This is a genomic window from Chromobacterium sp. LK1 (genome assembly GCF_001043555.1).
In the GTDB taxonomy this organism is placed as follows: domain Bacteria; phylum Pseudomonadota; class Gammaproteobacteria; order Burkholderiales; family Chromobacteriaceae; genus Chromobacterium; species Chromobacterium aquaticum.
Genome location: NZ_LDUI01000015.1, coordinates 55,953 through 80,549, shown reverse-complemented (window position 1 = coordinate 80,549; position 24,597 = coordinate 55,953). Strand labels below are relative to the sequence as shown.

The window sequence follows — 24,597 nt, the reverse complement described above, 5'->3', positions numbered from 1 at the left end:
GCATTGCGCAAGCTGCTGTATGATACAAACTCATTATTTTGCCATTTAACATGAAATGAATTCATGATGAGCATTCTGGAAATCCGACATCTGCGCACCCTGCTGGCGCTGGCCGAAACCGGCAGCGTGTCCTTGGCCGCCAGCCGCCTGTTCCTGACCCAGTCGGCGCTGTCGCACCAGTTGAAACAATTGGAGCAGGGCTATGGCATGAGCTTGTTCGAGCGCAAGACCCAGCCATTGCGTTTTACCGCCGCCGGCGAGCGTTTGCTGACGCTGGCGCATGATCTGAACGCGCGAGTGGCGGCGGCGGAGCGCGACCTGGCGCGGCTGCGCCAGGGCGAGGCCGGCGAATTGCGCGTGGCGGTGGAGTGCCATACCTGCTTTGACTGGCTGATGCCGGCGATGGACGCGTTCCGCCAGCATTGGCCGGGCGTGGAGCTGGACATCGTGTCCGGTTTCCACATCGACCCGGTCAGTCTGCTGCTGAGCCACCGCGCCGATCTGGCCATCGTGTCGGAGGCGGAAACCCAGGCCGGCGTCGATTTCCAGCCGCTGTTCGCTTATGAAATGGTGGGCATCGTCGCGCGCGACCATCCGCTGGCGCACAAGCGCTGCTGGCTGGCGGAGGATTTCGCCGACGAGACGCTGATTCATTACCCGGTGCCGGACGAAATGCTGGACCTGGTGCGCAAGGTGCTGCGGCCGGCGGGGATCAATCCGGCGCGGCGCAGCAGCGAACTGACCATCGCCATCATCCAGCTGGTGGCCAGCCGCCGTGGAGTGGCGGCTCTGCCGTATTGGGCGGTCAAGCCCTATCTGGAGCGCGGTTACGTGGTGGCGCGGCCTATCGGCGAGCGCGGTTTGAGCAGCGAGCTGTACGCGGCGGTGCGCAGCGACGATGGCGGCCTGGCCTATATGCAGGACTTCCTGGCCACGGTGCGCGAGCAGAGCTTCGCCACCTTGCCGGGGCTGACGCCGCTGGGCGCGACCAATTGACTCAGGGCAGGGCCAGTTGCCGGCGCAGCGGCGGCAGTTGATTCCAGACGCAGCGCATGCGCTCCGGATGAGCCTGGCCGTAGGCCTGGCTGAACACCAGGTAGTTGCTTTCGGTCTTGAGCGGGGGCTGCAGCTTTTTCATGTGCAGTTGCGGCTGGCCGGCCAGATAGGCATCGCCGCCGGGTTCATGCATGGCGAAAGCGGCGATGCGCCCGGCCTGCAACTTGGCGAAGTTTTCCGCCATATTGCCGCCTTCTTCCGACGCGATGCGCCGGGCTTTCAATTCGCGAGTGATCGCCCAGCCGCGGTTGACGCCCACTTTCTCATCCTCGGGCAGGTCCAGCCGGAGGCCGTCCCAGCGCAGCGCCGATTGCTGCGGCACATAGAGCACATAGGACATGGCGGCCAATCGGTAGCGCGGATCGACCTGGCCGTCGCGCATCGGGTAGCGCATCTGCTTGGCTCGGTCAGTCTGGAAGGACAGCATGGCGGCGGCGTCGGCCTGGCTCAGCGCCAGGCTGCGCAGCACGCGCCGCGCCGGCAGCGGGCGGAATTGCGGGCTCAGGCCGCAGCGCTCCGCCGCAGTCTTGACCAGTTCGATGGCGGGGCCGGACAGCCGGGGCGGGGAGTAGTCGACGAAGGGGGCCGGCTCGGCATTGCCGACGACGATGCGCAAGACGGGCGCGGCGTGCGTCCATCCGCCGGCCAGCAGGGCGAGCAGAGCCAGTACGGGCTTGGGCATGGGCGCGTCCTCGCGGCAATGATCATGGTTTCATTTTATGAGCCCCGGCTCGGCTTTGTCATGCGCTTCGTCAGCATGGGCTTCCAAACCCAGTTCCTGGATCTTGCGGGTCAGGGTGTTGCGGCCCCAGCCCAGCAGATGGGCGGCTTCCACCTTGCGGCCGCCGGTGTGCGCCAGGCCGCTGCGGATGCAGCTGGCTTCGAAGCGGCGGGTCAATTCGTCGATGATGCCGGTTTCGCCGCCGCGCAGACGGCGGCTGACTTCCTCGGCCAGCAGCAGCGGCCAGTCGGCCTGGGCATCGCCGCTGGCGCTGTGCGCGCCGGCGGCGGCGGGTTCGCGCAGTTCCTGCGGCAGGTCGGCCACTTCCACGGTCTGGCCGGGAGCCATCACGCTGATCCACTGACACAGATTTTCCAGTTCGCGCACATTGCCGGAGAACGGGCTGTGCTTGACCACGTCCATGGCGGCATCGCTGAGGCGCTTGGTCTCTACGCCCAGTTGCACCGCGCTCTTGGACAGGAAGTGGCGCGCCAGCAGCGGGATATCCTCGCGCCGCTCCCGCAGCGGCGGCAGCCGCAGCCGGATCACGTTCAGGCGGTGGTAGAGGTCTTCGCGGAACTGGCCGTCGCGCACTCGCTGCTCCAGGTTCTGGTGGGTGGCGGCGATGACGCGGACATTGGCCTTGATCGGGGTGTGGCCGCCGACGCGGTAGAAGTGGCCGTCGGAGAGCACGCGCAGCAGCCGGGTCTGCAGTTCGGTGGGCATGTCGCCGATCTCGTCCAGGAACAGCGTGCCGCCTTCGGCCTCTTCGAAGCGGCCGCGGCGGGTGGCCAGCGCGCCGGTGAACGCGCCTTTTTCATGGCCAAACAGCTCGGATTCCAGCAAGTCCTTGGGTATGGCGGCGGTATTGAGCGCGATGAAGGGGCGACCGGCGCGCACGGAATGGCGGTGCAGCGCTTCGGCGACTCTTTCCTTGCCGGTGCCGGATTCACCGGTGATCAGCACGGTGACGTTGGATTGCGACAACCGACCGATGGCGCGGAACACGTCTTGCATCGCCGGCGCCTGGCCCAATAGCGCGGGCATCGCTTCCGTCGCGTTGTCCGCGGCGCTGGCCGGGCTGTTTTCCGCCAGCGCGCGCTCGATCAGCAAGACCGCCTGGTCGACGTCGAAGGGTTTGGGCAGGTATTCGAAGGCGCCGCCCTGGAAGGCCGCCACCGCCGAGTCCAGGTCCGAGTGCGCGGTCATGATGATGACCGGCAGCGCCGGATGCTCGCCCTTGACCTTGGCCAGGAACTTCAGTCCGTCTATGCCGGGCATGCGGATGTCGGAGATGATCACTTGCGGCGTGCGGTCGTAGAGCGCGTTCAGCGCGTCGTCGGCGCTGGCGAAGCTGTCGAAGCCGATGCCGGCGCGGCCCAGCGCTTTTTCCAGCACCCAGCGTATCGCCTTGTCGTCGTCAATAATCCATACCGCTTGCTTCATCACGGAATCCTCATGGTGGGGCTCGCCGGCCTTGGCCGGTCGCCGCAAGGTGTTTTTATCGTTCAATGCTTAGTCGGTGGCGAAAGGCAGCATCACCGTGAAACAGGTCTGTCCCGGCCGCGATTCGAACTCGATATTGCCGCCATGCTGATGGACGAAGGCCTGGGCCAGCGTCAGCCCCAGGCCGGTGCCTTCGGCGCGGCCGGTGACCAGCGGGTAGAAAATATGGTCCTTGATCTCGTCGGGAATGCCGGGGCCGTTGTCGACGATCTGCAATTTCAATGCCAGGGTGTGGCGCTTGCGCGCCAGCGTCGCCTGGCGCGCGACCCGGGTGCGCAGCACCAGCTCGCCCTTGCCCTTCATCGCCTGGGTCGCGTTTTTGACGATGTTGAGGACCACCTGGATCAGTTGTTCCTTGTCCGCCACCAAGAGCGGCAGGCTGGTGTCGTAATCGCGGCGGATCTGCAAGCCGTGCGGGAATTCGGCCAGCGCGATGCTGCGCACGCGTTCCAGCACTTCATGGATATTGATTTCGGCGCGCACATGGCTGCGGTGCGGCGCCAGCAGGCGATCCACCAGCGACTGCAGGCGCAGCGCCTCTTCCTTGATCACCGCGGTGTATTCCTTCAGCTCGGGGCGGTCCAGCAACTCGTGCTCCAGCAATTGCGCCGCGCCGCGGATGCCGCCCAGAGGGTTCTTGATTTCGTGCGCCAGGTTGCGGATCAACTCGCGGTTGGCCTGGTGCTGCAGCAGCAAGCGCTCTTCATTGGCGATCTTCAACTGCTGATCCAGCGGTCGCAGTTCGATCAAGGCCAAGCCGCCGTCGGCGTCCACCGGGGTGATGGACAGCGCGATGTGCAGCGCCTGCTCGCTGTGCTGCGGGATCAGTTCCAGATCGTGTTCGATGAAGCTGGCGTTGTGGCGCAGCGCGGTGGCCAGCGCCTGGCGCAGCGCCGGGCAGGGCTGGAACAGTTCGAACAGGCTGTGGCGGCGCAGCTCGCGGCTGCCCAGCGCCAGCAGGTTCTCGCAGGCGGGATTGACGAAGTGGAGCGCGCCGTCGGCATCAGCGATCAGCACGGGGGTGTCCAGCAGTTCTAGTCCGGCAAAGCTGGTCGGCGGCATGGTGTGGGGTGTCCTGTGGGCTCGGTCGCGAAGGGCATGCGTTGGCGCAGCAAGATTCGGGCCATGCCCGTGGGATGGGGAATGGCCCGTTTAATGGCAGTATGCACCAAGATGGTGCGTCAAACTAGTTTTGCCCCAATTCGCGGCGCAGCGCTTCCACGTTCTTCTGGCGATCGGTGACTTCGTCCTGCAGCTTCTGCACCCGGTCCAGGTATTTCTGGTAATTGCGGGTTTCGTCGCCGTTGCGCGTGGCCTTGCCATCGGTCAGCGCCTTTTGCGCATCGGCCAGCGCTTTCTGCTCATTGGCCAGTTCCTGTTCCAGGATCTTGCGGCGGCCGCTATCGCGCTGTTTCTGCGTGCCGGGGTCGACGCTGGGGAAGCTGCTGGACGGTTTGGCTGGCGCCGCGCCGCCGCCGCCGCTGCTGTTGCCGCTGTTCTTGTGCTGGCTGGGATAGGAGGAGAGCGGGTTGAGCCGTATCGGCTGCGCGCCACGGATGGGCACATTGGTGAAGGTGACGTTGCCGTCCTTGTCCACGTACTTGTAAACGGTGGCCTGCGCCGAGGCGCTGAGCAGCAGCAATAGACAGAGGGATAGCGTTTTCATGAGCGGCGGAGTCGGATTCTTGGTTTCGGCATTGCTAATGATATGCAAATCGGCGGGCCAAGTCATATATGAAAACGGCAGCCATGAGGCTGCCGTTTCGTTTGCCGGGATGATCCGCTTCGCTTACAGCGAGTAATACATCGCGAATTCAACCGGATGCGTGGTCATGCGGGTCAGGTTCACTTCCTGCATCTTCAATTCGATGTAGGCGTCGATCCAGTCATTGGAGAACACGCCGCCGCGGGTCAGGAACTCGCGGTCCTTGTCCAGAGCGGCCAGCGCCTCGTCCAGGCTGGCGCACACGGTCGGGATCAGCTTGTCCTCTTCCGGCGGCAAATCGTACAGGTTCTTGTCCGCGGCGTCGCCCGGGTGGATCTTGTTCTGAATGCCGTCCAGGCCGGCCATCAGCAGCGCGGAGAAGCACAGATAGGGGTTGGCCAGCGGATCCGGGAAGCGCGCTTCGATGCGGCGGCCCTTGGGGCTGGCCACGTGCGGAATGCGGATGGAAGCGGAGCGGTTCTTGGCGGAGTAGGCCAGCTTCACCGGCGCTTCGTAATGCGGCACCAGGCGCTTGTAGGAGTTGGTGCCCGGATTGGTGATCGCGTTCAGCGCCTTGGCGTGCTTGATGATGCCGCCGATGTAGTAGAGCGCGGTGTCGGACAGGCCGGCATAGCCGTCGCCGGCGAACAGGTTCTTGCCGTCCTTCCAGATCGACTGGTGCACGTGCATGCCGGAGCCGTTGTCGCCGACGATGGGCTTGGGCATGAAGGTGGCGGTCTTGCCGTAGCTGTGCGCCACATTGTGCACCACGTATTTCAGGATCTGGGTCCAGTCGGCGCGCTGGGTCAGGGTGCTGAACTTGGTGCCGATCTCGTTCTGGCCGGCGGTGGCCACTTCATGGTGATGCACTTCCACCGGAATGCCCAGTTCTTCCAGCAGCAGCACCATGGCGGAGCGGATGTCCTGGGAGGAGTCCACCGGCGGCACCGGGAAGTAGCCGCCCTTGACGCCCGGGCGGTGGCCCATATTGCCGCCTTCGAATTCCTCGGCGGACGCCCATGCGGCTTCCTCGGCCTTGATCTTGACGAAGCAGCCGGACATGTCGGTGCCCCAGGTCACGCTGTCGAAGACGAAGAATTCCGGCTCCGGGCCGAAGTAGGCGGTGTCGCCCAGGCCGGATGCCTTCAGATAGGCTTCGGCGCGCTTGGCGATGGAGCGCGGGTCGCGGTCATAGCCCTTGCCGTCGGCCGGGTCGATCACATCGCAGTGCAGGAAGACGGTGGGTTCGTCGTAGAAGGGGTCGATGCGAGCGGTGGCCGGGTCGGCCATCAGCAGCATGTCGGATGCCTGAATGCCTTTCCAGCCTGCGATCGAGGAGCCGTCGAAAGCATGGCCGTGCTCGAACCATGCTTCCGGATCGTCCAGCAGCACGTGGGCCGGAATGGTCACGTGTTGTTCTTTGCCGCGGGTATCGGTAAAGCGCAGGTCTACGAATTTGACATCGTTTTCGGTAATCAGCTTGACTACGTCTGCAACCGCCATGGTTTTCTCCTGAAAGGCTACATGCATCATGTGCGAATTAGTGTACGGCTAACGCTTAAGCATTAAGCGTGCCAGCTTAAAATCGCCGAGATTCCATTGTGTCATAGCCCAAAAACGGGCGCTAGCAGAGTTGAATGAACCAGCTTGGTGCCTGTACCGAAGTCGTGCACCAAAATGGGGCTGATCTTGCGTTGCAGCGGCGCGCTGGTATGGATAATCTGTGTATATAAAGGTATGAGGGCGGTCTTGGCCGCGAGGAGAGCTTGCATGGATCAAATGACGCAGATATTGCAGCAGGCGCAGCGCCGGGCCGAAGAACAGGGGTTGCCCTATCGCGGCGCGCTGACGCCGCAGGAGGCGCACCAGTTGAAGCAGGCGCTGCCGGAGGCGACCTTGCTGGACGTGCGCAGCGCGGCGGAATGGCAGTTCGTCGGCGTGGTGCCCTATGCCCAGCGGCTGGAGTGGCGAAGCTTTCCCGGAATGCAGCCTAATCCGCGTTTCATCGAGCAATTGCAGGAGATGCTGCCCAAGGATGGGATACTGATGCTGATGTGCCGCTCCGGCGTGCGCTCGGACGAAGCCGCGCGCCTGGCCGCCGCCGCCGGTTATACCGAGGCCTACAACGTGCTGGAAGGTTTCGAGGGCGATAAGGACGCGGCGGGGCATCGCGGCGCGCTGGGCGGCTGGAAGGCGCGCGGCCTGCCCTGGCAGCAGGGCTGAGGTGGCGGCAAGCGGCGCGACGTGGTTGATGTTTGCCGTGTTCCACGGCAAAGTGTCGTTCTGGCGCCGCTCGCTTGCGAGCAAGACGGCGAGAGCCGCCAACAAAACCCAGCCGGAGTCCGCGTGTTTGCCTGGCGGCGAGGTTTTGTTAGCCGCTTTTATATACATAACATGCCGACATTTTGGAAAGCTGACTCATGACCGACCGTTACGCCGTTATCGGCAATCCCGTTTCCCATAGCCAGTCGCCCTTCATTCATAACGAATTCGCCAGCGCGACCGGGCAGGACATCAGCTACGACAAGCTGTTCGCCGAGCTGGGGCAGTTCAACGGGGTGGTGTCCGAATTCGTCGCCGCCGGCGGCAAGGGTTTGAACATCACGCTGCCGTTCAAGGGCGACGCTTACCGCTTCGCCAATGAAGTGACCGAGCGAGCGCGCGCCGCCGAAGCGGTCAACACCCTGAGCTTCCGCGACGGCAAGGCCTATGGCGACAATACCGACGGCGTCGGCCTGGTGCGCGACATCGTTGATAATCTGGACTACCCGATCGCCGGCGCCAAGGTGCTGATCCTGGGCGCGGGCGGCGCGGTGCGCGGCGTGCTGGAACCCATCCTGGCGCAAAAGCCGGCCGCCTTGACCATCGCCAACCGCACCCTGATCAAGGCCGAGGCGCTGGCGCATCACTTCGCGCCCTGGGGCAAGGTGGAGGCCATAGGCTACGAGCAGTTGAAGGGACGCAGCTTCGACATCGTGATCAATGCGACATCGACCAGCCTCAGCAATGAGCTGCCGCCGATTCCCTACGGCCTGTTCACGGCTCGCACCCTGGCTTACGACATGGTGTACAGCAAGGGCCTGACCCCTTTCCTGCAGCGCGCGCAGGCGGAAAACGCCGGCATGCTGGCCGATGGCCTGGGCATGCTGGTGGAACAGGCGGCGGAATCCTTCGCCATCTGGCGCGGCGTGGAGCCGGCCACTCGCAAAGTGACCAATATGCTGCGTGAAGTGCTGGCCTGACGCTCGCCGGGTCCGGCGGGTCCGGACCCATAGACACAAGGCGTCGCTTTCCTCTCCCGCGGTTTGAATCCCAATCCCCCTTGCCCTGCGAGGGGGCTCGCTTTGCGAGTCAGATGATGCGTCTTTTCCTGAAAGTGCTGGCGGCCCTGATGGCCGCCTTTCTGCTGTATAACCTGTGGATCTTCGGCCATATCGTCTATTGGCGCGGCCACAATCCGGCGGCAAGTTCTTTCATGAACGAACAGCTGGCCAAGCTGCAGCAGGATGACCCCGAGGCCGAGCTGCGCCACAAATGGGTGAGCTATGAGCAGATCTCGCCCAATCTCAAGCGCGCGCTGATCGCATCCGAGGACGCCAAGTTCGTCGACCACGAAGGTTTTGACTGGGACGGCATCGAGGCCGCGTTCGAGAAGAACCTGAAGAAGGGCAAGATCGTCGCCGGCGGCTCCACCATCAGCCAGCAACTGGCCAAGAATCTGTTCCTGTCCAGCAGCAAGACGCCATGGCGCAAGCTGGAGGAAGCCTTGATCACGGTGATGCTGGAAACGGTGCTGGACAAGCGACGCATCTTCGAGATCTACCTGAACGTGATCGAATGGGGCAACGGCGTGTTTGGCGCCGAGGCGGCGTCGCGCCATTACTATCGTTCGAGCGCGGCGCGGCTGTCGTCGGCGCAGGCGGCCAAACTGGCCGCGATGGTGCCCAATCCGCGTTATTACGACAGCCATCGTGGCGCGCCCGGCCTGGCGCGCAAGACCCGCATCATCCAGCGGCGCATGGCTTACGTGGAGCTGCCCTGATCCCAGGGGCGCAATTGGAGCCGCGGGCGGGCGCATGTTACAATCGCGACTTTCTTCAAGTGCGCCGTGCGCTAGGCATGGCGGCTACACATGGACTTACCCAGTTACCCCGTAATCCAATCCCGATTTACCGTTAGAGAATAAAGCCCGCCTCCGACCGCCCGCGCCGCGCGCCATCGAGGCGGAAGGAGACGTGCATGACGGTTGCCTTCAAGCAACAATCCGCCGATCGTCTGCAAGAAAGCCTGGCCCTGGTGCAGCGCCTGATCGAGCGCCAGCGGCAGTTGGAAGATCTGGTATCCCGTCCGGAGGCGAGCGAACCGCCGACGGATCCGTTGGCCCCGCATTACAATCTGGAAGCGCTGCGCCTGAAGCTGGAGCAACTGCATCCGGCCGATGTCGCGCATATCCTGGAAGCCTTGCCGCTGGAAGAACGCCTGCTGGTCTGGGACCAGGTGGACGGCGCGCGCGACGGCGCCATCCTGCTGGAGGTGTCAGACGCGGTCAGGGAATCGCTGATCGAAGTGATGGAGCACGGCGAGCTGGTCAACGCCGCCGAGCAGCTGGACGCCGACGAACTGGCCGAGCTGGCGCCGGACATGCCGCGCCAGGTGGTGTACGAAGTGATGGGCGGCCTGGACGAGGAAGAGCGCGCCCAGCTGCAGTCGGCCTTGTCCTACGATGAAGACAAGGTTGGCGCGCTGATGGATTTCGACCTGGTCAAGATCCGCGCCGACGTCAGTTGCGAGGTGGTGCTGCGCTATCTGCGCCGCTTCGATGAACTGCCGGCCCACACCGACAAGATCTTCGTTATCGACGAGCAGGGCTTGTTGATGGGCGTGTTGTCCATCCGCAAGCTGCTGGTGTCCGATCCCGACGCGCAGGTGTCCGAGGTGATGGCCACCGAACTGGTCAGCTTCAATCCGGACGAAGACGCCGCCGACGCGGCGTTGGCCTTCGAGCGTTACGACTTGATCACCGCGCCGGTGGTGGACGAGGCCGGCAAGCTGATCGGCCGGCTGACCGTGGACGAGATGGTGGACGTGATCCGCGAGGAATCCGACAGCGAAGTGCTGAACCTGGCCGGTCTGAAAGAGGAAGAAGACCTGTTCGCGCCGGTGATCGATTCAGTGAAAAACCGCTGGGCCTGGCTGGCGATCAATCTGTGCACCGCCTTCGTCGCCTCGCGCGTGATCGGCGTATTCGAGCATTCCATTTCCCAGTTGGTGGCGCTGGCGGCGCTGATGCCCATCGTCGCCGGCATTGGCGGCAATTCCGGCAATCAGACCATCACCATGATCGTGCGCGCGCTGGCGATGGGACAGATGCAGCTGAACCAGGCCTGGCGGCTGTGGCGCAAGGAGTTGCGGGTCAGCATGATCAATGGGGTGTTGTGGGGCGGAGTGATAGGCAGCGTGGCCTGGCTGCTGTACGGCAGCTTCTCGCTGGGGCTGGTGATGTTGGGCGCGATGTTGCTCAACCTGATGCTGGCCGCCACCATGGGCGTGCTGATTCCCTGCCTGATGCAGCGTTCCGGTCGCGATCCGGCGCTGGGCTCCAGCGTGCTGATCACCGCCTGCACTGATTCCGGCGGCTTCTTCATCTTCCTGGGTCTGGCCACCCTGTTCCTGTTGTGACGACCATGTTGACGATAGCCGAGGCGCTGCGCCTCTACCCCTTGCCCCGTCTGGAAGCGCGCATGCTGTTGCAGCAGGCGGTGCCGGCGCTGACTCACGCTCGCATCGTGGCCTATCCCGAACAGGCGTTGAGCGCCGAAGAAGAGGCGAATTTTCGCGTGCTGGCCGCCAGGCGCGCCGCCGGCGAGCCGGTGGCCTATCTGATCGGCCGGCGCGAATTTTACGGTCGCGACTTCACCGTGGGGCCGCAGGTATTGATTCCGCGTCCGGAAACCGAGCACTTGATCGAAGCGGCGCTGCAGCGGTTTGGCGGCCGTGCCGCCCGCGTTGTCGACCTGGGCACCGGCAGCGGCGCCATCGCGACGACGCTGGCGCTGGAAGCGCCGGAGTGGCGAGTCCGCGCAGTGGATTTGTCGCCGGAGGCGCTGACCATCGCGCGCGGCAACGCCGAACGCCTGGGGGCGCAGGTCGAGTTTCATCAGGGCAGCTGGTACCAAGCGCTGCCCGCGGACGCGGTCTTCGATCTCATTGTGTCCAATCCGCCCTATATCCGCTCGGATGACGAACATCTGGGGCAGGGGGATGTGCGCTTCGAGCCGCGAATGGCGCTGACCGACGAGGCCGACGGGCTGGCCTGCCTGCGCGAGATCGCCGCCGGCGCGCCTAGGCGCTTGCTGCCGGGCGGCTGGTTGATGGTCGAACACGGCTACGACCAGGGGCCGGCGGTACGTGGCCTGTTCGCCGCCGCCGGCTTGCAGCAGGTGGAAACCATTGTCGATCTGGCGGGTCTGGACCGAATCACCCTTGCAATGATGAAAGCTGACTGATGTGGTTTAAGTTGTCCTGTCTGCGCCGGCTGTGGCCGGCGTTGTTGTTATCGCCGCTGGCGTTTCTGCTGGCGATATCGCCGGATTGCAATCGCGAGTTGTTCCTGATCTTGCACGAGGCCGGCCGCGTCGCGCCCGGCGCGTTCTGGCGCCTGTTGAGCGTATTGGGAGACTGGCCCACGGTGCTGGCCCTGCTGCTGGCCTTGAGCTGGCGGCGGCCGGACAAGCTGCCGGCCTTGCTGGCCGGCTGTGGCATGGGCGTGTTTCTGGCCATCGTGCTCAAGGCTGGCTTTGCCGAGCCGCGGCCGCCGCTGGTGCTGCCGCCGGGCTCGGTGCAATTGCTGGATGATCTGCCCGGCAATGGTTCCTTCCCGTCCGGCCACGCGATGGCGTCGGCGACGCTGGCGAGCTTTCTTTACTATTCCGGCATGCTGCGCCGGGGCGTGGTGCTGACGACGGTGGTGATCTTGGTGATGCTGTCGCGCTTGGCGATAGGCGTGCATTGGCCATTGGATGTGACGGTGGGCGCCTTGCTGGGCTGGGCCGCGATGTACGCCGCCTGCGTTTGGGTCTGGCCACGGGGCTGGCCGGAGGAGTTGAGCGCGCGCGTGCAGATGGCGCTGTTGGCGCCGCTGGCCGGGCAGTTGCTATGGCTGTTGTACAAGTCTGGCAGTCATGAGGAATATGCGCTGAGGTTGGCGCTTTGTGCGCTGGTGCTGGCGGCGGGGTGCTGGCGCTGGCGGCGTTTGCGTCAGGTCTGAGGCGAGCGCGGGGGGGTATCAAGACAAAGGCGGCCATGGGCCGCCTTTGTCGAAATCGGGCCGGCGCGCCGGCAAAAGCATTACAATGACGCCATGCCGGTTATGCCTGCGGCCTGATCAATGATGGTGGCCGTGTTCGCCGTGGGCGTGGCCATGGCTGACTTCGTCGGCGCTGGCGGCGCGGACTTCCACCACCTTGGCGGCGAAGCGAATGCTCTGGCCGGCCAGCGGGTGGTTGGCGTCGACCACGGCTTTGCCGTCGGCGATATCGGTGACGCGGAACAGCAGCACATCGCCGGTTTCCGGATCATCGGCTTCGAACATCATGCCGACTTCGACGTCTGCCGGGAATACGTCCAGATCTTCCACGCGGATCAGTTCTTCTTCCGGGTCGCCGAAAGCATCGTCAGGCGTCATCTTGACATCGATGGAGTCGCCAACGGCCTTGCCTTCCAACGCTTCTTCCACCAGCGGGAAGATGCCGTCGTAGCCACCGTGCAGATAGCTGATCGGCTCTTCGGTCTTGTCGAGGAGGTTGTTGTCAGCGTCGAACATCTCGTAGTGGAGGGTAACGACGGTGTTTTTGGAGATTTGCATGAGTGCGGATCCGTGAAGGAAGGTAAATAAAGCGGATGGCGGCGCGGGGCAGCCATCTAAAGCGTTTCAGCTGCGCCGCTATCGCGCGCATCCCATATTGTAAACCATTGCCGGGCGTTTCAGCCCGTGAAACTGCCATGAACACAACAACATTGCTGGGCGGCATGTCGCCCGAACAATTCCTTGCCGAGTACTGGCACAAGAAGCCGCTGCTGATACGTGGCGCGCTGACCGATGTCGGTCCGCTGGCGGACTTTTCCGTGTTGTCGCAACTGGCGACCCGCGAAGACGCCGAATCGCGCCTGATCGAATACCGCAACGGCCGCTGGAGCCTGGAGCGTGGCCCATTCCGTCCGGCGCGTTTCCGCCGTCTGCCGGAAACGGATTGGACCCTGCTGGTGCAGGGTGTCAATCAGCACTTGCCGCATATCGACGAGATCCTGTGGCGCTTCAACTTCATTCCTTATGCGCGGCTGGATGATTTGATGATCAGCTACGCGCCGCCGGGTGGTACCGTCGGCCCGCACTTCGATGCCTACGATGTGTTCCTGCTGCAGGTGGGCGGTCGCAAGCGCTGGCAGATCTCCACCCAGCATGACGATGATTTCATCGAAGACGCGCCGATCCGGGTGCTGAAGGACTTCCGCTGCGAGCAGGAGTTCGTGCTGGAACACGGCGACATGCTCTACTTGCCGCCCAAGTGCGCTCACCACGGCGTGGCGCTGGATCCGGGCATGACCTATTCGATCGGTTTCCGCGCGCCGCCGGCGCAAGAGCTGGCGACGCAATTCCTGGTGCATCTGCAGGACCGGCTTTGCGTGGACGGCGTGTACGCCGATCCTGGCCTGCGACTGCAGCAGGATCCTGCCCGCATCGGCGATGACATGATCGATCAGGTCAGCCGCCTGCTGGAACAGGTGCGCTGGGACCGCGCGACGGTGGGTGATTTCCTTGGGCATTACCTGACCGAACCCAAGGCGCATGTTTTTTACGACGCTCCCGAGGACGAACTGGACGAAGACGAATTCGAGCAGGCGGCGGTGGAGCAGGGTTTGGTGCTGGACCGCAAGAGCCAGATTCTGTTCTGCGGCGAAGATTTCTATTGCAATGGCGAGAAACTGGACACGGTGGCAGCGGATGCGGCGGCCTGGCGCGGGTTTGCCAATGCCAGAAGCATCGATGGAGTCGCGCTTAGCGTCGGCATGCGGGAATGTTTATACGAGGGATACCTGGCAGGCTATTGGCATCTCGCGATGAATGTAGCAAAATAGCCACAGAAATTGTTCGGATGCGCAAGTGATATCGACAAATTCTGGCCTCAAGGACGGGGGTAAACGCCCGTTTTTGTGGCTATGCTGCTTTGCGGAAGAGGATTATGGGCAAAGGTGTTTTTTTGGAATTTTGCCCCCTATACAGCCTTTTTATTCGTGATACAATTTGCGCACTGATGGATTTTCAGTCGCCCGGCTTATTTCGAAGACCGTGCGATAACTGACGTCTTGTTCAACTTATCCTCAAAGGTAATGAAAAAATGAAACAGTCGCTCCTCGTTGCTGCCCTGCTGGCTGTAGCCCTGTCCGCTTGCGGTAAGAAAGCTGAAGCTCCGGCTGAAGCTTCCGCTCCTGCTGTTGAAGCATCCGCTCCGGCTGCTGCTCCGGCATCCGCTCCGGCTGCTGAAGCTTCCGCTCCGGCTGCTGCTTCCGCTCCGGCTGCTGAGGCTTCCGCTGCCAAGTAATTCTTGGCCAGCGACAAAAAAACCGGCTATGGCCGGTTTTTTTGTGTCTGTAGCAAATAGAAAATAGTGTGTTGCAACATGAAAACAACACTATTGTCTGTTTGCTACAAAGCGTTACATTTTGCTTGACGATGGGCTGCTTGTTCCCGTCGGCGTTTAAGTAAATAGAAGGCGCAAAAAAAGCCCGCAATAGCGGGCTTTTTTATCGCGCGCTAATCCGCGCTTATTGCAACTCGGTTTGCAGTTTGGACAGCGCGGCCTTGCTGAACGCATCCGACAGCGGCTTGCCTTGCTTGTCCTGGATGGACACCGTGGTGGAGCCGGGCGCGTTTTCCTTGATCTGCACACGGTATTCCTGTTCGGTGGGCTTGGCGGACTTGCCGTCGTCGCTCTTCCAGAAGGCGAGGCTGGACCAGAAGCCGCCGGACTCGTTCTTGTCGGTTTCGCTCTTGGCCGGCTTGACGAAGTAGACACCCTGGGAGCGATCGCGGTCGCTGACCACCAGGCCGACGCGATCCAGCGCCAGGCCGACGCGGCGCCAAGCGCGGTCGAACTCGTCGCTGAGCACCAGCTGGCCGTCGACGATGGGGGTTTGCGGCTTGGCCGGAGCGCTCAGCGTCTGTTTGACTTGTTCGCGTGCTTTATCTTCCGCCATGCCCAGATTCATCATGAAGCGGCCCAGCAACTCGGCCTCCAGGCCCGGGTCGGTGGCGCGTGGCTGCCAGATGGTGTTGGTCTTGGTGGAGTCGGCATAGACTTCTTCCATGCCGCGGTGGGAGAAGTAGACTTCGGTGCCATTGGCGGTCTTTTCCAGGCGGATGCGGAACTTGTCGCGCTCGCCGGTGGAGTAGACGCTGCCGAGGCCGACGGTTTCCAGCAGCTTGCGCAGGCCGTCGTTAGGCAGCTTGGCGCGGTTTTCCGCCCAGTCGGTTTCCATCACGCCCACGGCCGGGTCTTCGCTCTTGATCACGAAGCCGTTGTCCTGCCAGAAGGCTTTCAGCGCCGGCCACAGTTGTTCCGGGCTCTTGCCCGACACCACCAGCCAACGCTGGGTGCCGGCGCGCTCCATCTTGATATTGTCCAGCTTGTTCAGCGCGACCGAACTGCCGGCCGCTGGTTGTTGCGCCTGGGTGCCGGCATTGGTGTCCTGCGCCGCGGCGGCGGCGCTGGCCGCGCCGGGGATGGTGTACTTGTTCTGGACTTGCGGCGCGGTCAGGTCCGGCGGCACTTCCAGGGTGTTGACGGTCTTGGGCTTGTCGGACTGGTAGTCCAGCTTCTTGGTCAGCGGCTGTTGCGAGCTGCAGCCGGCGAGGATGCCGGTTGCCAGCAGAATCGCGGCGGGCGCGGTTCGTTTCATGCGGTCTCCCATCATTTCAGCAGGGGATGGTTTCAAAGGACTTCAGCTTGTTTCATGGCCGCTTCCACTGCGGCTTGAGCGCCAGCGGACAGCGGGGTCAGCGGCAGGCGGATGCCGGCGGGGATCCGCTTCATCCGCATCAGCGCCCACTTCGCCGGAATCGGGTTGGGTTCAATAAACAGGTGCTTGTGCAGGCCTTGTAGTTTGTCGTTGATCTCGCGCGCCAGCTTCGCGTTGCCGCTGGTGGCGGCCTTGCAAAGCTCGTTCATCAGCTTGGGGGCGATATTGGCGGTGACCGAGATCACGCCGTGACCGCCGCAGAGCATGAAAGCCATGCCGGTGGCGTCGTCGCCGGAATAGAGCGTGAAGCCCGCTGGGGCGCGCATGAACAGATCGCAGGCGCGACCGATGTCGCCGGTGGCGTCTTTCAGGCCCACGATGTTCGGGTGTTCTGCCAGGCGCAGCGCGGTGTCATTGCTCATGTCGGCCACGGTGCGGCCAGGCACATTATAAAGGATGACCGGCAGCTTGCTGGCGTCGGCGATCGCCTTGAAATGCTGGTACAGGCCTTCCTGGGTCGGCTTGTTGTAATAAGGTACGACCGACAGCACGTAGTCGGCACCGACCTCCTGGGAGAGCTGGCTCAGTTCGATCGCTTCGGCGGTGGAGTTGCCGCCGGCGCCGGCGACGACCTTGACCCGGCCCGCCGCATAATCGACGACGGCCTTGACCACGGCGATGTGCTCGTTCACGCCCAGGGTGGCGGATTCGCCGGTGGTGCCAACCGCGACAATGCCGTCGGTGCCATTGTCAATATGGAAATCGACGAGTCGTCGCAGTGCCTCGTAGTCGACCGTGCCGTCTTCCGACATCGGGGTGACCAGGGCGACCAAGCTACCGGTAAGCATAGTTCAGCCTATCTCAGGGAATAGAAAACAAGATTCACGATTGTAGCGGAATTCGAGAAGCTGGCAAAAGGTGCTCGGCGATTCCTTGACGGATGGCTCGGGAAAATGGCCGCACTGTGCTAGAATCCCACGTTTTTCCGATACTTACGGCTATCTGGCTGAAGGATCCCTAAGCGTGATTACCACAAGCAACATTACCATGCAGTTTGGCGTCAAACCTTTGTTCGAAAAGGTTTCCGTCAAATTTGGCGAAGGCAACCGTTATGGCCTGATCGGCGCCAACGGTTCCGGCAAATCCACTTTTATGAAGATTCTGGGTGGCGACCTGGAGCAGACCAGCGGCGAGGTGGCCATTGAAAACGGCTTGCGCCTGGGTAAGCTGCGCCAGGATCAGTTCGCCTATGAAGATCAGCGCGTCATCGACGTGGTGATGATGGGCCATACCGAGATGTGGGCGGCGATGAGCGAACGCGACGCCATCTACGCCAATCCGGAGGCCAGCGAAGACGATTATATGCACGCGGCCGAACTGGAAGCCAAGTTCGCCGAGTATGACGGCTACACCGCGGAAGCGCGCGCCGGCGAACTGCTGATGGGCGTGGGCATTCCGGTGGAACAGCACGCCGGCCCGATGAGCGAAGTGGCGCCGGGCTGGAAGCTGCGCGTGCTGCTGGCGCAGGCGCTGTTCTCCAATCCTGACATCCTGTTGCTGGACGAACCGACCAACAACCTGGACATCAACACCATCCGCTGGCTGGAACACGTGCTCAACGAGCGCAACTCCACCATGATCATCATTTCGCACGACCGTCACTTCCTGAATTCGGTGTGCACCCATATGGCGGACTTGGACTACAACACCATCCGCATCTACCCGGGCAACTACGACGACTACATGATCGCGTCGGCTCAGGCAAGGGAGCGTCAGCTGTCGTCCAACAGCAAGGCCAAGGAGCGTATTCAGGAACTGCAGGAGTTCGTGGCCCGCTTCTCCGCCAACAAGTCCAAGGCGCGCCAGGCGACCAGCCGACTGAAGCAGGTGGACAAGCTGAAGTCCGAAATGGTGGAAGTGAAGCCGTCCAGCCGTCAGAACCCGTTCATCCGCTTTGAAATGGACGACAAGTTCAAGCTGCACCGTCAGGCGGTGGAGGTGGATCACCTCAACAAGGCTTACGACAGCAAGGTGCTGTTCAAGGACCTGAGCCTGATTCTGGAAGCCGGCGCCCGCCTGGCCGTCATCGGCCCCAACGGCGCGGGCAAGACCTCGCTGGTCAAGCTGCTGGCCGGCGCATTCAACGCGCCGTTCGCCGAAGGCCTGAGCGCGGACCGCGGTTCGATCAAGTGGGCGGAGAAAGCTCAAGTCGGCTATTTCGCCCAGGACCACGAAGCGGATTTCGACAGCGATATGACGCTGACCGAATGGATGCGCGAATGGGGTCAGGAAGGCGATGACGAGCAGGTGATCCGCGGCACGCTGGGCCGTCTGCTGTTTGGCGGCGACGAAGTGGGCAAGCCGGTGCGGGTGCTGTCCGGCGGCGAGAAGGGCCGCATGCTGTACGGCAAGCTGATCCTGCAAAAGCCGAATGTGATGATCATGGACGAGCCGACCAACCATATGGACATGGAGTCGATCGAATCCCTGAACATGGCCTTGGAAAAGTACAAGGGCACCTTGATCTTCGTCTCCCATGACCGGCAGTTCGTCAGCTCGCTGGCGACCCATGTGCTGGAACTGGACGGCAAGGGCGGTTACGACTACTACACCGGCAACTACGAAGACTATCTGGCCAGCAAGGGCCTGGAATAAGCCTACGCGCCAGGGCAGTTACAAGTGGTAACTGACCTGTAGAGCAGTTGCTTTACCGGCGGGAGTGAGTGCGCTATATTGCAGTGCGTCTTGTGCGCTGCAATGGCTGCGGCGCACAAACTCCCGCTTTTATTTTTCAATAAGAAAAATATTCAATAAAAACAGGTGTTTGGCCGTAGATGGTCGATGGTGGAGTTGTTGGGTCCGGCCTCTGGGCGGATTGCCTGTTATCTACAAAGTCAGTAAGGAAAATCCATGCGCTTGAAAGGTAAAGTCTCCATCATCACCGGCGCCGCCAGCGGCATCGGCAAGGCGACCGCCGAGAAATTCGTGAAGGAAGGCGCGGTCGTCGCCGTTTGCGACCTCAATCTGGATGCCGTCAACGCGGTGGTCGATGAACTGCAGCAAGCCGGCGGCGAGGCCATCGGCTACAAGGTGGACGTGACCAACAAGGGCCAGATCGCCGAAATGGTGGCCGACCTGAAAAACCGCCGCGGCCGCATCGACGTGCTGGTCAACAATGCCGGCATCGTCATGGATGCGCAGCTGATGAAGATGACCGAGGACCAGTTCGACAAGGTGATCGACATCAATCTGAAAGGCGTCTACAACTGTGCCCGTGCGGTGATCGACACCATGGTGGAGCAGGGCGGCGGCGTGATCCTGAACGCGTCCTCGGTGGTGGGCGTCTACGGCAACTTCGGCCAGACCAACTACGCCGCATCCAAGTTCGGCGTGATCGGTTTCGTCAAGACCTGGGCCAAGGAACTGGGCAAGAAGGGCATCCGCGCCAATGCGGTGTGCCCGGGCTTCGTCGCCACTCCCATCCTGCAGTCGATGCCGGAAAAGGTGATCCAGGCGATGGAAGACAAGGTGCCGATGCGACGCATGGCCGACCCGACCGAGATCGCCAATGTCTACGCCTTCCTGGCATCCGACGAGGCCAGCTACATCAATGGCGCCGCCATTGAAGTAACCGGCGGGCTGACGCTCTGATCCGACGCTGTCGCATACAAAAACGCCCCGCTAGCGGGGCGTTTTGTTTTGCTTGACTGGTCCAGCCTCAATCCTCGCTGTCCGGATCTCGCGCCAGCAGCGCGGCCTCGACTTCGCGTCGGTGCAGATGCGGCGCGAACAACTCGATGAAGGTGTAGGCGAAACCGCGTAGATAGGCGTCCTTGCGGATGCCTATCTTGGTGGTGGACGGCTCGAACAGCTGGCCGGCGTCCAGCAACTGCAGATTGAGATCGCGCTCCGGCTCGTAAGCCATGCTGGCGATGATGCCTATGCCCAGGCCCAGGCTGACATAGGTCTTGATCACGTCGGTGTCGATCGCGGTCAGCACCACATTGGGCGCCAGGCCTTGGTCGGCGAAGGCCTTGTTGATCTTGGAGCGGCCGGCGAAGGCGAAGTCGTAAGTGACGATGGGGTAGCGGGCGATGTCCGCCAGTGTCAGAGGGTGATCCAGCTTTGTCAGCTCGTGTCCTTCCGGCACCACGATGGAACGGTTCCATTCATAGCAGGGCAGCATCGCCAATTCCTTGTACAAGGCGATGCCTTCGGTGGCGATGGCGAGGTCGGCTTCGCCGGACACCACCATTTCGCAGATCTGAGTGGGACTGCCCTGCTTGATCGACAGCCTCACCTTGGGGTAACGTCGAACGAACTCGGCGATGGCTGGCGGCAGCGCATAGCGCGCCTGGGTGTGGGTGGTGGCGATGGTCAGCGCGCCTTCCGCCTCCTTGGAGAATTCGTCGCCCACCCGCTTCAGGTTCTGCGCCTCGCGCAGAATGCGCTCGGAAATGCGCAAGACCTCCTTGCCCGGCTCGGACACCGAAACCACCCGCTTGCCGTTGCGGATGAAGACCTGAATGCCCAGTTCGTCCTCCAGCAGGCGGATCTGCTTGGAAATGCCCGGCTGCGAGGTGTGCAGTTTTTCCGCGGCCTCCGATACGTTCAGCCCTTGCTTGGCCACTTCGACCAAGTAACGCAGTTGTTGCAGCTTCATGCGACGCCATCCTCTTAAAACCTGTAGTAATTAAATACTAACACAATATTCTTTTAGGTTTATAAGCGGCTTGGGTAGGATTGTCGTGAAATTTCCTGCCTGGAGCTTTTGATGAGCCTGGAAGCAAAACTCGACGCGGCCGCCGCCTGTCTGCGCGCGATCGCCGCCGAGCACCCGGACGTGGTGCTGGCCAATAGCTATGGCGCCGAAGACATGGTGCTGACGGATCTGATCGTGCGGCTGGGCCTGCCTATCGCCGCCTTCAGCCTGGATACCGGCCGCCTGCCGGCGGAAACCTACGACTTGATGCAGCGGGTGGAAGAGCGCTATCCCAGCCACCCGGTGACGGTGTATTTCCCGCAGGCCGCCGCGGTCGAGCACTACGTCAAGCTGCATGGCATCAACGGTTTCTATCAAAGCGTCGATCAGCGCAAGTCCTGTTGCCAGGTGCGCAAGCTGGAGCCGCTGAGGCGCGCGCTGGCCGGGCGCTCGGCCTGGATCACCGGCCTGCGGCGCGAGCAATCACCGACGCGTCAGGACCTGCAGGTCAGCGCCTACGACGCCGACAATGGCCTGCAGAAGTTCAGCCCGCTGCTGGACTGGAGCGAGCGCGATGTCTGGGACTACCTGCGCGCGCAAGAGGTGCCTTACAACGCTCTGCACGACCGTCACTATCCCTCCATTGGCTGCGCGCCCTGTACTCGGGCGATCTCGGTGGGCGAGGATGTCCGCGCCGGGCGCTGGTGGTGGGAAAACCCTGAATCCAAAGAGTGCGGCCTGCACCAGGCCAGCCCCTTGAAACGCCCGGCATAGCGCCGTCTGGAAGAGCCCATGTATCAATATGATGAAGTCGACCACCGCATCGTGCGCGAGCGCGTGGCCCAATTCCGTGATCAGACCCGGCGCTACCTGGCCGGCGAATTGAGCGAGGACGAGTTTCGCCCGTTGCGGCTGATGAACGGCCTCTATGTGCAGCGACATGCGCCGATGCTGCGCGTCGCCATTCCCTACGGCCATCTGCGCAGCGGCCAGTTGCGCAAGCTCGCAGACATCGCCCGCCGCTACGACAAAGGCTACGGTCATTTCACCACCCGTCAGAACATCCAGTTCAACTGGCCGGAACTGGCCAGGGTGCCGGATATCCTGGAAGAACTGTCCACGGTGGAAATGCATGCGATCCAGACCTCGGGCAACTGCGTGCGCAATACCACCACCGACGCCTTCGCCGGCGTGGCCGGCGACGAGCTGTTGGATCCGCGGCCCTGGTGCGAAATCATCCGTCAATGGAGCACGCTGCATCCGGAATTCGCCTTCCTGCCGCGCAAATTCAAGATCGCGGTATCCGGCAGCGTGGAAGACCGCGCGGCCACCCGGGTGCACGATATCGGTCTGCATGTGGTGCGCAGCGAAGCCGGCGAAGTCGGCTTCAGGGTGATGGTGGGCGGCGGTCTTGGGCGCACCCCCATCGTTGGCGACGTGGTCAAGGAATTCCTGCCCACTCCGCATCTGCTGACCTATCTGGACGCGGTGCTGCGGGTGTATAACCGCTTTGGCCGCCGCGACAACAAATACAAGGCGCGCATCAAAATCCTGGTCAAGGCGATGACGGTGGAAGGCTTCGCCGCCAAGGTCGAGGACGAATGGCTGCATATCAAGGGCGGTCCGGCCACCTTGCGCGACGAGGATGTCGCCCATTACGCCAGCTTCTTCACCGATCCGCCCTATCAGGCGCTAAGCGCGTCTTCCGAATTCGCTGCCTTGCTGGCGCAGGACAAGGCCTTCTCCCGCTGGGCGGAGCGCAATACCCGCGCGCACAAGCGGCAGGGCTATCGCTCGGTGGTGTTGTCGCTGAAACGCACCGGGGTGCCGCCGGGCGACATCAGCGCGGAGCAGATGGATGCTGCGGCCGAGTTGGCGGACCGCTTCGGCTTTGGCGAACTGCGCGTTGCTCACGAGCAGAACCTGGTGTTGCCGGACGTGCCGGAGCGGGATTTGCACGCGGTGTGGCAGTTGGCGCGGCAGCACGGCTTCGCCACGCCCAATATCGGCTTGTTGACCGATATCATCTGCTGCCCCGGCGGCGATTTCTGCTCCTTGGCCAATGCGCGTTCGATTCCGGTGGCGGAAGCGATTCAACGCACTTTCGAGGATATGGACTACCTGTACGACCTGGGCGATATCGACTGCAACTTCTCCGGCTGCATGAACGCCTGTGGCCATCACCACATCGGCAATATCGGCATTCTCGGCGTCGACAAGAATGGCGAGGAGTGGTACCAGATCACCCTCGGCGGCAGCCAGGGCTCGGCCACCAGCATAGGCAAGGTGATAGGCCCGTCCTTTGCCCAGGTCGATGTGCCCAAGGCCTTCACCACCATCATGGGTGTTTACCTAGAACAGCGCGGAGCGGGCGAGCGTTTTATCGAAACCGTGCGCCGCATCGGCCTTGACCCTTTCAAGGAGCGGGTGTATGCCAAGCATCATTAAACAAGGGCAGTTGCGCCCGGATGACTGGAATTTGCTGCGCCAGGATGAAAACGGCCAGTTGCCAGAAACCGCCGCGGGCGGCAATGTGATCGTGCCGCTGGCGGACTGGCTGGAGCGCCGCGCGTTCTGGCGCAGCCATGCGGCGCGGGTTGGCGTTTGGCTGAGTCCGGACGATGATCCGGCGCGGCTACTGGCCGATTTGCCAGAGCTGGAGCTGATCGCCGTCGATTTTCCGGCTTTCACCGACGGCCGCGGCTACAGTCATGCCCGGCTGCTGCGTGAACGTTACGCTTATCGCGGGGAACTGCGGGCGATCGGAGATGTCTGGCAAGACCTGCTGCACTCCATGGCGCAAGTCGGATTTGATGCTTTTGCCATCAAGGAAGGCAAGACGCTGGAATCTTCGTTGGATGGTTTTAATACTTTTAGCGAAAACTATCAGGCCACCGTGCTGAATCCGCTGCCACTGTTTCGTAGGCGCGTCACATAGGCGTAATGTGTCGCTTATGCGAGACAAAGGCCGTGCAGAAACGCTTTTTTTGATGTTTTTTTGCAACGGATTGCTCGCAATCTGTGGCGCCTCAAGTTGACATGGGGTTGCAGCGTTTCTATAGTGCGGGTTAACTGCATAAACACAGTTTGCAGATCACCCTGTTGTTTGCAGTAAAATTGTTCGTGTGGTCTTTGCGTCAGCCCGCATTGCTACCCATTTTATAGATTAAAGAGGGAATAACATGACTAAACAGCTGAAACTGAGCGCCCTGGTTGCTGCTCTGTTGGTTTCCGCTAGCGCTTTTGCTGCTAAACCTGGCTATGCCGTTGACCAGTCCACCGAATCCGTGACTCGCAACAACTACGGCGAGTGCTGGAGAACCAACTTCTTCGACAAGGCCAAGGACGGCCTGGTTGAATGTGGCGATCGCGAAGCTGCCAAGCCGGTAGCCGAAGCTCCGAAGCCGGTGCTGGTTTCCGAAAAAGAAAAAGTCACCCTGTCCGCTAAAGTACTGTTCGACTTCGACAAAGCCAAGCTGCGCGGCGATGCCAAGAACGAACTGGACCCGCTGGTTGAAAAGCTGAAAGCCAACGCTGGCAAAGGCTACCTGAAGTCTGTTGAAGTTGCTGGCTACACCGACTTCATGGGCTCCGCTGCCTACAACAACCGTCTGTCGCAAGAACGCGCTGACGCGGTTAAGAACTACTTCGTAGCCGCTGGCGTTCCGGCCGACAAAGTGTCCTCCGTTGGTCGTGGCTCCGCTGAAGCCAAGATGACCGCCGAGTGCAAGGCCAAATTCCCGAAATTCCAGAAGAAAGGTTCCAAGCAGAACCTGGCTATCAAGGAATGCATCGAGTCTGATCGTCGCGTTGAGCTGACCATCGACGCGGTTAAAGAATCGCTGGTTGAGAAGAAGTAATCTTACTCAAACAATCGGTTTGAAAAGCCCC

Annotated in this window: 23 protein-coding genes; 14 read left to right on the top strand and 9 right to left on the bottom strand. The window is 62.1% G+C overall.

Annotated features, from left to right (window positions below):
- Positions 1-63: 63 nt before the first annotated feature.
- Positions 64-996, top strand: a complete 933-nt coding sequence (locus tag VI26_RS07350) for a LysR family transcriptional regulator (RefSeq protein WP_048409097.1) — start codon at positions 64-66, stop codon at positions 994-996.
- Position 997: 1 nt separating this feature from the next.
- Here VI26_RS07350 and VI26_RS07345 read toward each other — a convergent pair whose 3' ends face one another.
- The 5 genes from VI26_RS07345 to glnA all read right to left on the bottom strand — a co-directional run bounded on the left by VI26_RS07345 (position 998) and on the right by glnA (position 6,491).
- Entirely contained in the window at positions 998-1,738 is a 741-nt protein-coding gene (locus VI26_RS07345) for an ABC transporter substrate-binding protein (protein ID WP_048409096.1), read from the bottom strand.
- 30 nt (positions 1,739-1,768) lie between these two features.
- Complete coding sequence (gene ntrC / locus VI26_RS07340; protein ID WP_048409095.1) at positions 1,769-3,223, bottom strand: nitrogen regulation protein NR(I); 1,455 nt, start codon at positions 3,221-3,223, stop codon at positions 1,769-1,771.
- 69 nt (positions 3,224-3,292) lie between these two features.
- Complete coding sequence (gene glnL, locus VI26_RS07335) at positions 3,293-4,345, bottom strand: nitrogen regulation protein NR(II) (RefSeq protein ID WP_048409094.1); 1,053 nt, start codon at positions 4,343-4,345, stop codon at positions 3,293-3,295.
- A 124-nt stretch (positions 4,346-4,469) separates the two neighbouring features.
- Positions 4,470-4,949, bottom strand: coding sequence for a DUF4124 domain-containing protein (locus VI26_RS07330; protein WP_048409117.1), 480 nt, complete (start codon positions 4,947-4,949; stop codon positions 4,470-4,472).
- A 123-nt stretch (positions 4,950-5,072) separates the two neighbouring features.
- A complete protein-coding gene (gene glnA / locus VI26_RS07325) occupies positions 5,073-6,491 on the bottom strand; it encodes a glutamate--ammonia ligase (protein WP_048409093.1) in 1,419 nt (472 codons plus the stop codon).
- Between the two features lie 267 nt (positions 6,492-6,758).
- On the opposite strand from glnA, the gene VI26_RS07320 reads away from it, so the two are divergent.
- The 6 genes from VI26_RS07320 to VI26_RS07295 all read left to right on the top strand — a co-directional run bounded on the left by VI26_RS07320 (position 6,759) and on the right by VI26_RS07295 (position 12,255).
- Positions 6,759-7,211, top strand: a complete 453-nt coding sequence (locus VI26_RS07320; protein ID WP_048409092.1) for a rhodanese-like domain-containing protein — start codon at positions 6,759-6,761, stop codon at positions 7,209-7,211.
- 197 nt (positions 7,212-7,408) lie between these two features.
- Positions 7,409-8,230, top strand: a complete 822-nt coding sequence (aroE, locus tag VI26_RS07315; RefSeq protein WP_048409091.1) for a shikimate dehydrogenase — start codon at positions 7,409-7,411, stop codon at positions 8,228-8,230.
- Between the two features lie 116 nt (positions 8,231-8,346).
- Entirely contained in the window at positions 8,347-9,030 is a 684-nt protein-coding gene (gene mtgA / locus VI26_RS07310) for a monofunctional biosynthetic peptidoglycan transglycosylase (protein WP_048409116.1), read from the top strand.
- Between the two features lie 197 nt (positions 9,031-9,227).
- Positions 9,228-10,667 carry a magnesium transporter gene (gene mgtE, locus VI26_RS07305; protein WP_048409090.1) on the top strand — a complete coding sequence of 480 codons (1,440 nt, stop codon included), beginning with the start codon at positions 9,228-9,230 and terminating at the stop codon, positions 10,665-10,667.
- Positions 10,668-10,675: 8 nt separating this feature from the next.
- A complete protein-coding gene (gene prmC, locus VI26_RS07300; protein WP_082150940.1) occupies positions 10,676-11,494 on the top strand; it encodes a peptide chain release factor N(5)-glutamine methyltransferase in 819 nt (272 codons plus the stop codon).
- Positions 11,494-12,255: a phosphatase PAP2 family protein gene (locus VI26_RS07295; protein ID WP_048409088.1), complete on the top strand. Its 762-nt coding sequence runs from the start codon at positions 11,494-11,496 to the stop codon at positions 12,253-12,255. Before prmC ends, VI26_RS07295 begins: the two co-directional genes overlap by 1 nt.
- 117 nt (positions 12,256-12,372) lie before the next feature.
- On the opposite strand, the gene VI26_RS07290 is transcribed toward VI26_RS07295, so the two are convergent.
- Entirely contained in the window at positions 12,373-12,852 is a 480-nt protein-coding gene (locus tag VI26_RS07290) for a peptidylprolyl isomerase (protein WP_048409087.1), read from the bottom strand.
- A 137-nt stretch (positions 12,853-12,989) separates the two neighbouring features.
- On the opposite strand from VI26_RS07290, the gene VI26_RS07285 reads away from it, so the two are divergent.
- Entirely contained in the window at positions 12,990-14,123 is a 1,134-nt protein-coding gene (locus VI26_RS07285; protein ID WP_048409086.1) for a cupin domain-containing protein, read from the top strand.
- Between the two features lie 687 nt (positions 14,124-14,810).
- Here the strand turns inward: VI26_RS07285 and bamC are convergent.
- Positions 14,811-15,944, bottom strand: a complete 1,134-nt coding sequence (gene bamC, locus VI26_RS07280) for an outer membrane protein assembly factor BamC (RefSeq protein ID WP_048409085.1) — start codon at positions 15,942-15,944, stop codon at positions 14,811-14,813.
- Positions 15,945-15,976: 32 nt separating this feature from the next.
- On the bottom strand, positions 15,977-16,852 hold the full coding sequence (gene dapA, locus VI26_RS07275) for a 4-hydroxy-tetrahydrodipicolinate synthase (RefSeq protein WP_048409084.1): 876 nt from the start codon (positions 16,850-16,852) through the stop codon (positions 15,977-15,979).
- A 175-nt stretch (positions 16,853-17,027) separates the two neighbouring features.
- Between dapA and VI26_RS07270 the strand changes: the two genes are divergently transcribed.
- The gene (locus tag VI26_RS07270; RefSeq protein ID WP_048409083.1) at positions 17,028-18,659 is read left to right on the top strand and encodes an ABC-F family ATPase; all 1,632 of its coding nucleotides are present in this window, start codon (positions 17,028-17,030) and stop codon (positions 18,657-18,659) included.
- 255 nt (positions 18,660-18,914) lie between these two features.
- Positions 18,915-19,655, top strand: a complete 741-nt coding sequence (fabG, locus tag VI26_RS07265; RefSeq protein WP_048409082.1) for a 3-oxoacyl-ACP reductase FabG — start codon at positions 18,915-18,917, stop codon at positions 19,653-19,655.
- Between the two features lie 67 nt (positions 19,656-19,722).
- Here the strand turns inward: fabG and cysB are convergent, their stop codons facing one another.
- A complete protein-coding gene (cysB, locus tag VI26_RS07260) occupies positions 19,723-20,667 on the bottom strand; it encodes an HTH-type transcriptional regulator CysB (RefSeq protein WP_048409081.1) in 945 nt (314 codons plus the stop codon).
- 111 nt (positions 20,668-20,778) lie between these two features.
- On the opposite strand from cysB, the gene VI26_RS07255 reads away from it, so the two are divergent.
- The 4 genes from VI26_RS07255 (at position 20,779) to VI26_RS07240 (ending at position 24,566) form a co-directional block, all read left to right on the top strand.
- Complete coding sequence (locus VI26_RS07255) at positions 20,779-21,480, top strand: phosphoadenylyl-sulfate reductase (RefSeq protein WP_048409080.1); 702 nt, start codon at positions 20,779-20,781, stop codon at positions 21,478-21,480.
- Positions 21,481-21,498: 18 nt separating this feature from the next.
- Positions 21,499-23,154 (top strand): nitrite/sulfite reductase, encoded by a 1,656-nt coding sequence (locus tag VI26_RS07250; RefSeq protein WP_048409079.1) that lies wholly within the window; start codon positions 21,499-21,501, stop codon positions 23,152-23,154.
- The gene (locus tag VI26_RS07245; protein WP_048409078.1) at positions 23,138-23,644 is read left to right on the top strand and encodes a DUF934 domain-containing protein; all 507 of its coding nucleotides are present in this window, start codon (positions 23,138-23,140) and stop codon (positions 23,642-23,644) included. The genes VI26_RS07250 and VI26_RS07245 overlap by 17 nt, the downstream gene beginning before the upstream one ends.
- A gap of 244 nt (positions 23,645-23,888) precedes the next feature.
- Complete coding sequence (locus VI26_RS07240) at positions 23,889-24,566, top strand: OmpA family protein (protein ID WP_048409077.1); 678 nt, start codon at positions 23,889-23,891, stop codon at positions 24,564-24,566.
- Positions 24,567-24,597 lie beyond the last annotated feature (31 nt).

Coding starts and splice junctions, on each gene's coding strand:
- glnA (WP_048409093.1), bottom strand. CDS start 6,491: ATGGCGGTTGCAGACGTAGTCAAGCTGATTACCGAAAACGATGTCAAA.
- VI26_RS07245 (WP_048409078.1), top strand. CDS start 23,138: ATGCCAAGCATCATTAAACAAGGGCAGTTGCGCCCGGATGACTGGAAT.
- dapA (WP_048409084.1), bottom strand. CDS start 16,852: ATGCTTACCGGTAGCTTGGTCGCCCTGGTCACCCCGATGTCGGAAGAC.
- VI26_RS07250 (WP_048409079.1), top strand. CDS start 21,499: ATGTATCAATATGATGAAGTCGACCACCGCATCGTGCGCGAGCGCGTG.
- VI26_RS07295 (WP_048409088.1), top strand. CDS start 11,494: ATGTGGTTTAAGTTGTCCTGTCTGCGCCGGCTGTGGCCGGCGTTGTTG.
- VI26_RS07285 (WP_048409086.1), top strand. CDS start 12,990: ATGAACACAACAACATTGCTGGGCGGCATGTCGCCCGAACAATTCCTT.
- mgtE (WP_048409090.1), top strand. CDS start 9,228: ATGACGGTTGCCTTCAAGCAACAATCCGCCGATCGTCTGCAAGAAAGC.
- fabG (WP_048409082.1), top strand. CDS start 18,915: ATGCGCTTGAAAGGTAAAGTCTCCATCATCACCGGCGCCGCCAGCGGC.
- aroE (WP_048409091.1), top strand. CDS start 7,409: ATGACCGACCGTTACGCCGTTATCGGCAATCCCGTTTCCCATAGCCAG.
- VI26_RS07330 (WP_048409117.1), bottom strand. CDS start 4,949: ATGAAAACGCTATCCCTCTGTCTATTGCTGCTGCTCAGCGCCTCGGCG.
- VI26_RS07255 (WP_048409080.1), top strand. CDS start 20,779: ATGAGCCTGGAAGCAAAACTCGACGCGGCCGCCGCCTGTCTGCGCGCG.
- VI26_RS07345 (WP_048409096.1), bottom strand. CDS start 1,738: ATGCCCAAGCCCGTACTGGCTCTGCTCGCCCTGCTGGCCGGCGGATGG.
- VI26_RS07350 (WP_048409097.1), top strand. CDS start 64: ATGATGAGCATTCTGGAAATCCGACATCTGCGCACCCTGCTGGCGCTG.
- ntrC (WP_048409095.1), bottom strand. CDS start 3,223: ATGAAGCAAGCGGTATGGATTATTGACGACGACAAGGCGATACGCTGG.
- bamC (WP_048409085.1), bottom strand. CDS start 15,944: ATGAAACGAACCGCGCCCGCCGCGATTCTGCTGGCAACCGGCATCCTC.
- VI26_RS07290 (WP_048409087.1), bottom strand. CDS start 12,852: ATGCAAATCTCCAAAAACACCGTCGTTACCCTCCACTACGAGATGTTC.
- mtgA (WP_048409116.1), top strand. CDS start 8,347: ATGCGTCTTTTCCTGAAAGTGCTGGCGGCCCTGATGGCCGCCTTTCTG.
- VI26_RS07320 (WP_048409092.1), top strand. CDS start 6,759: ATGGATCAAATGACGCAGATATTGCAGCAGGCGCAGCGCCGGGCCGAA.
- glnL (WP_048409094.1), bottom strand. CDS start 4,345: ATGCCGCCGACCAGCTTTGCCGGACTAGAACTGCTGGACACCCCCGTG.
- VI26_RS07240 (WP_048409077.1), top strand. CDS start 23,889: ATGACTAAACAGCTGAAACTGAGCGCCCTGGTTGCTGCTCTGTTGGTT.
- cysB (WP_048409081.1), bottom strand. CDS start 20,667: ATGAAGCTGCAACAACTGCGTTACTTGGTCGAAGTGGCCAAGCAAGGG.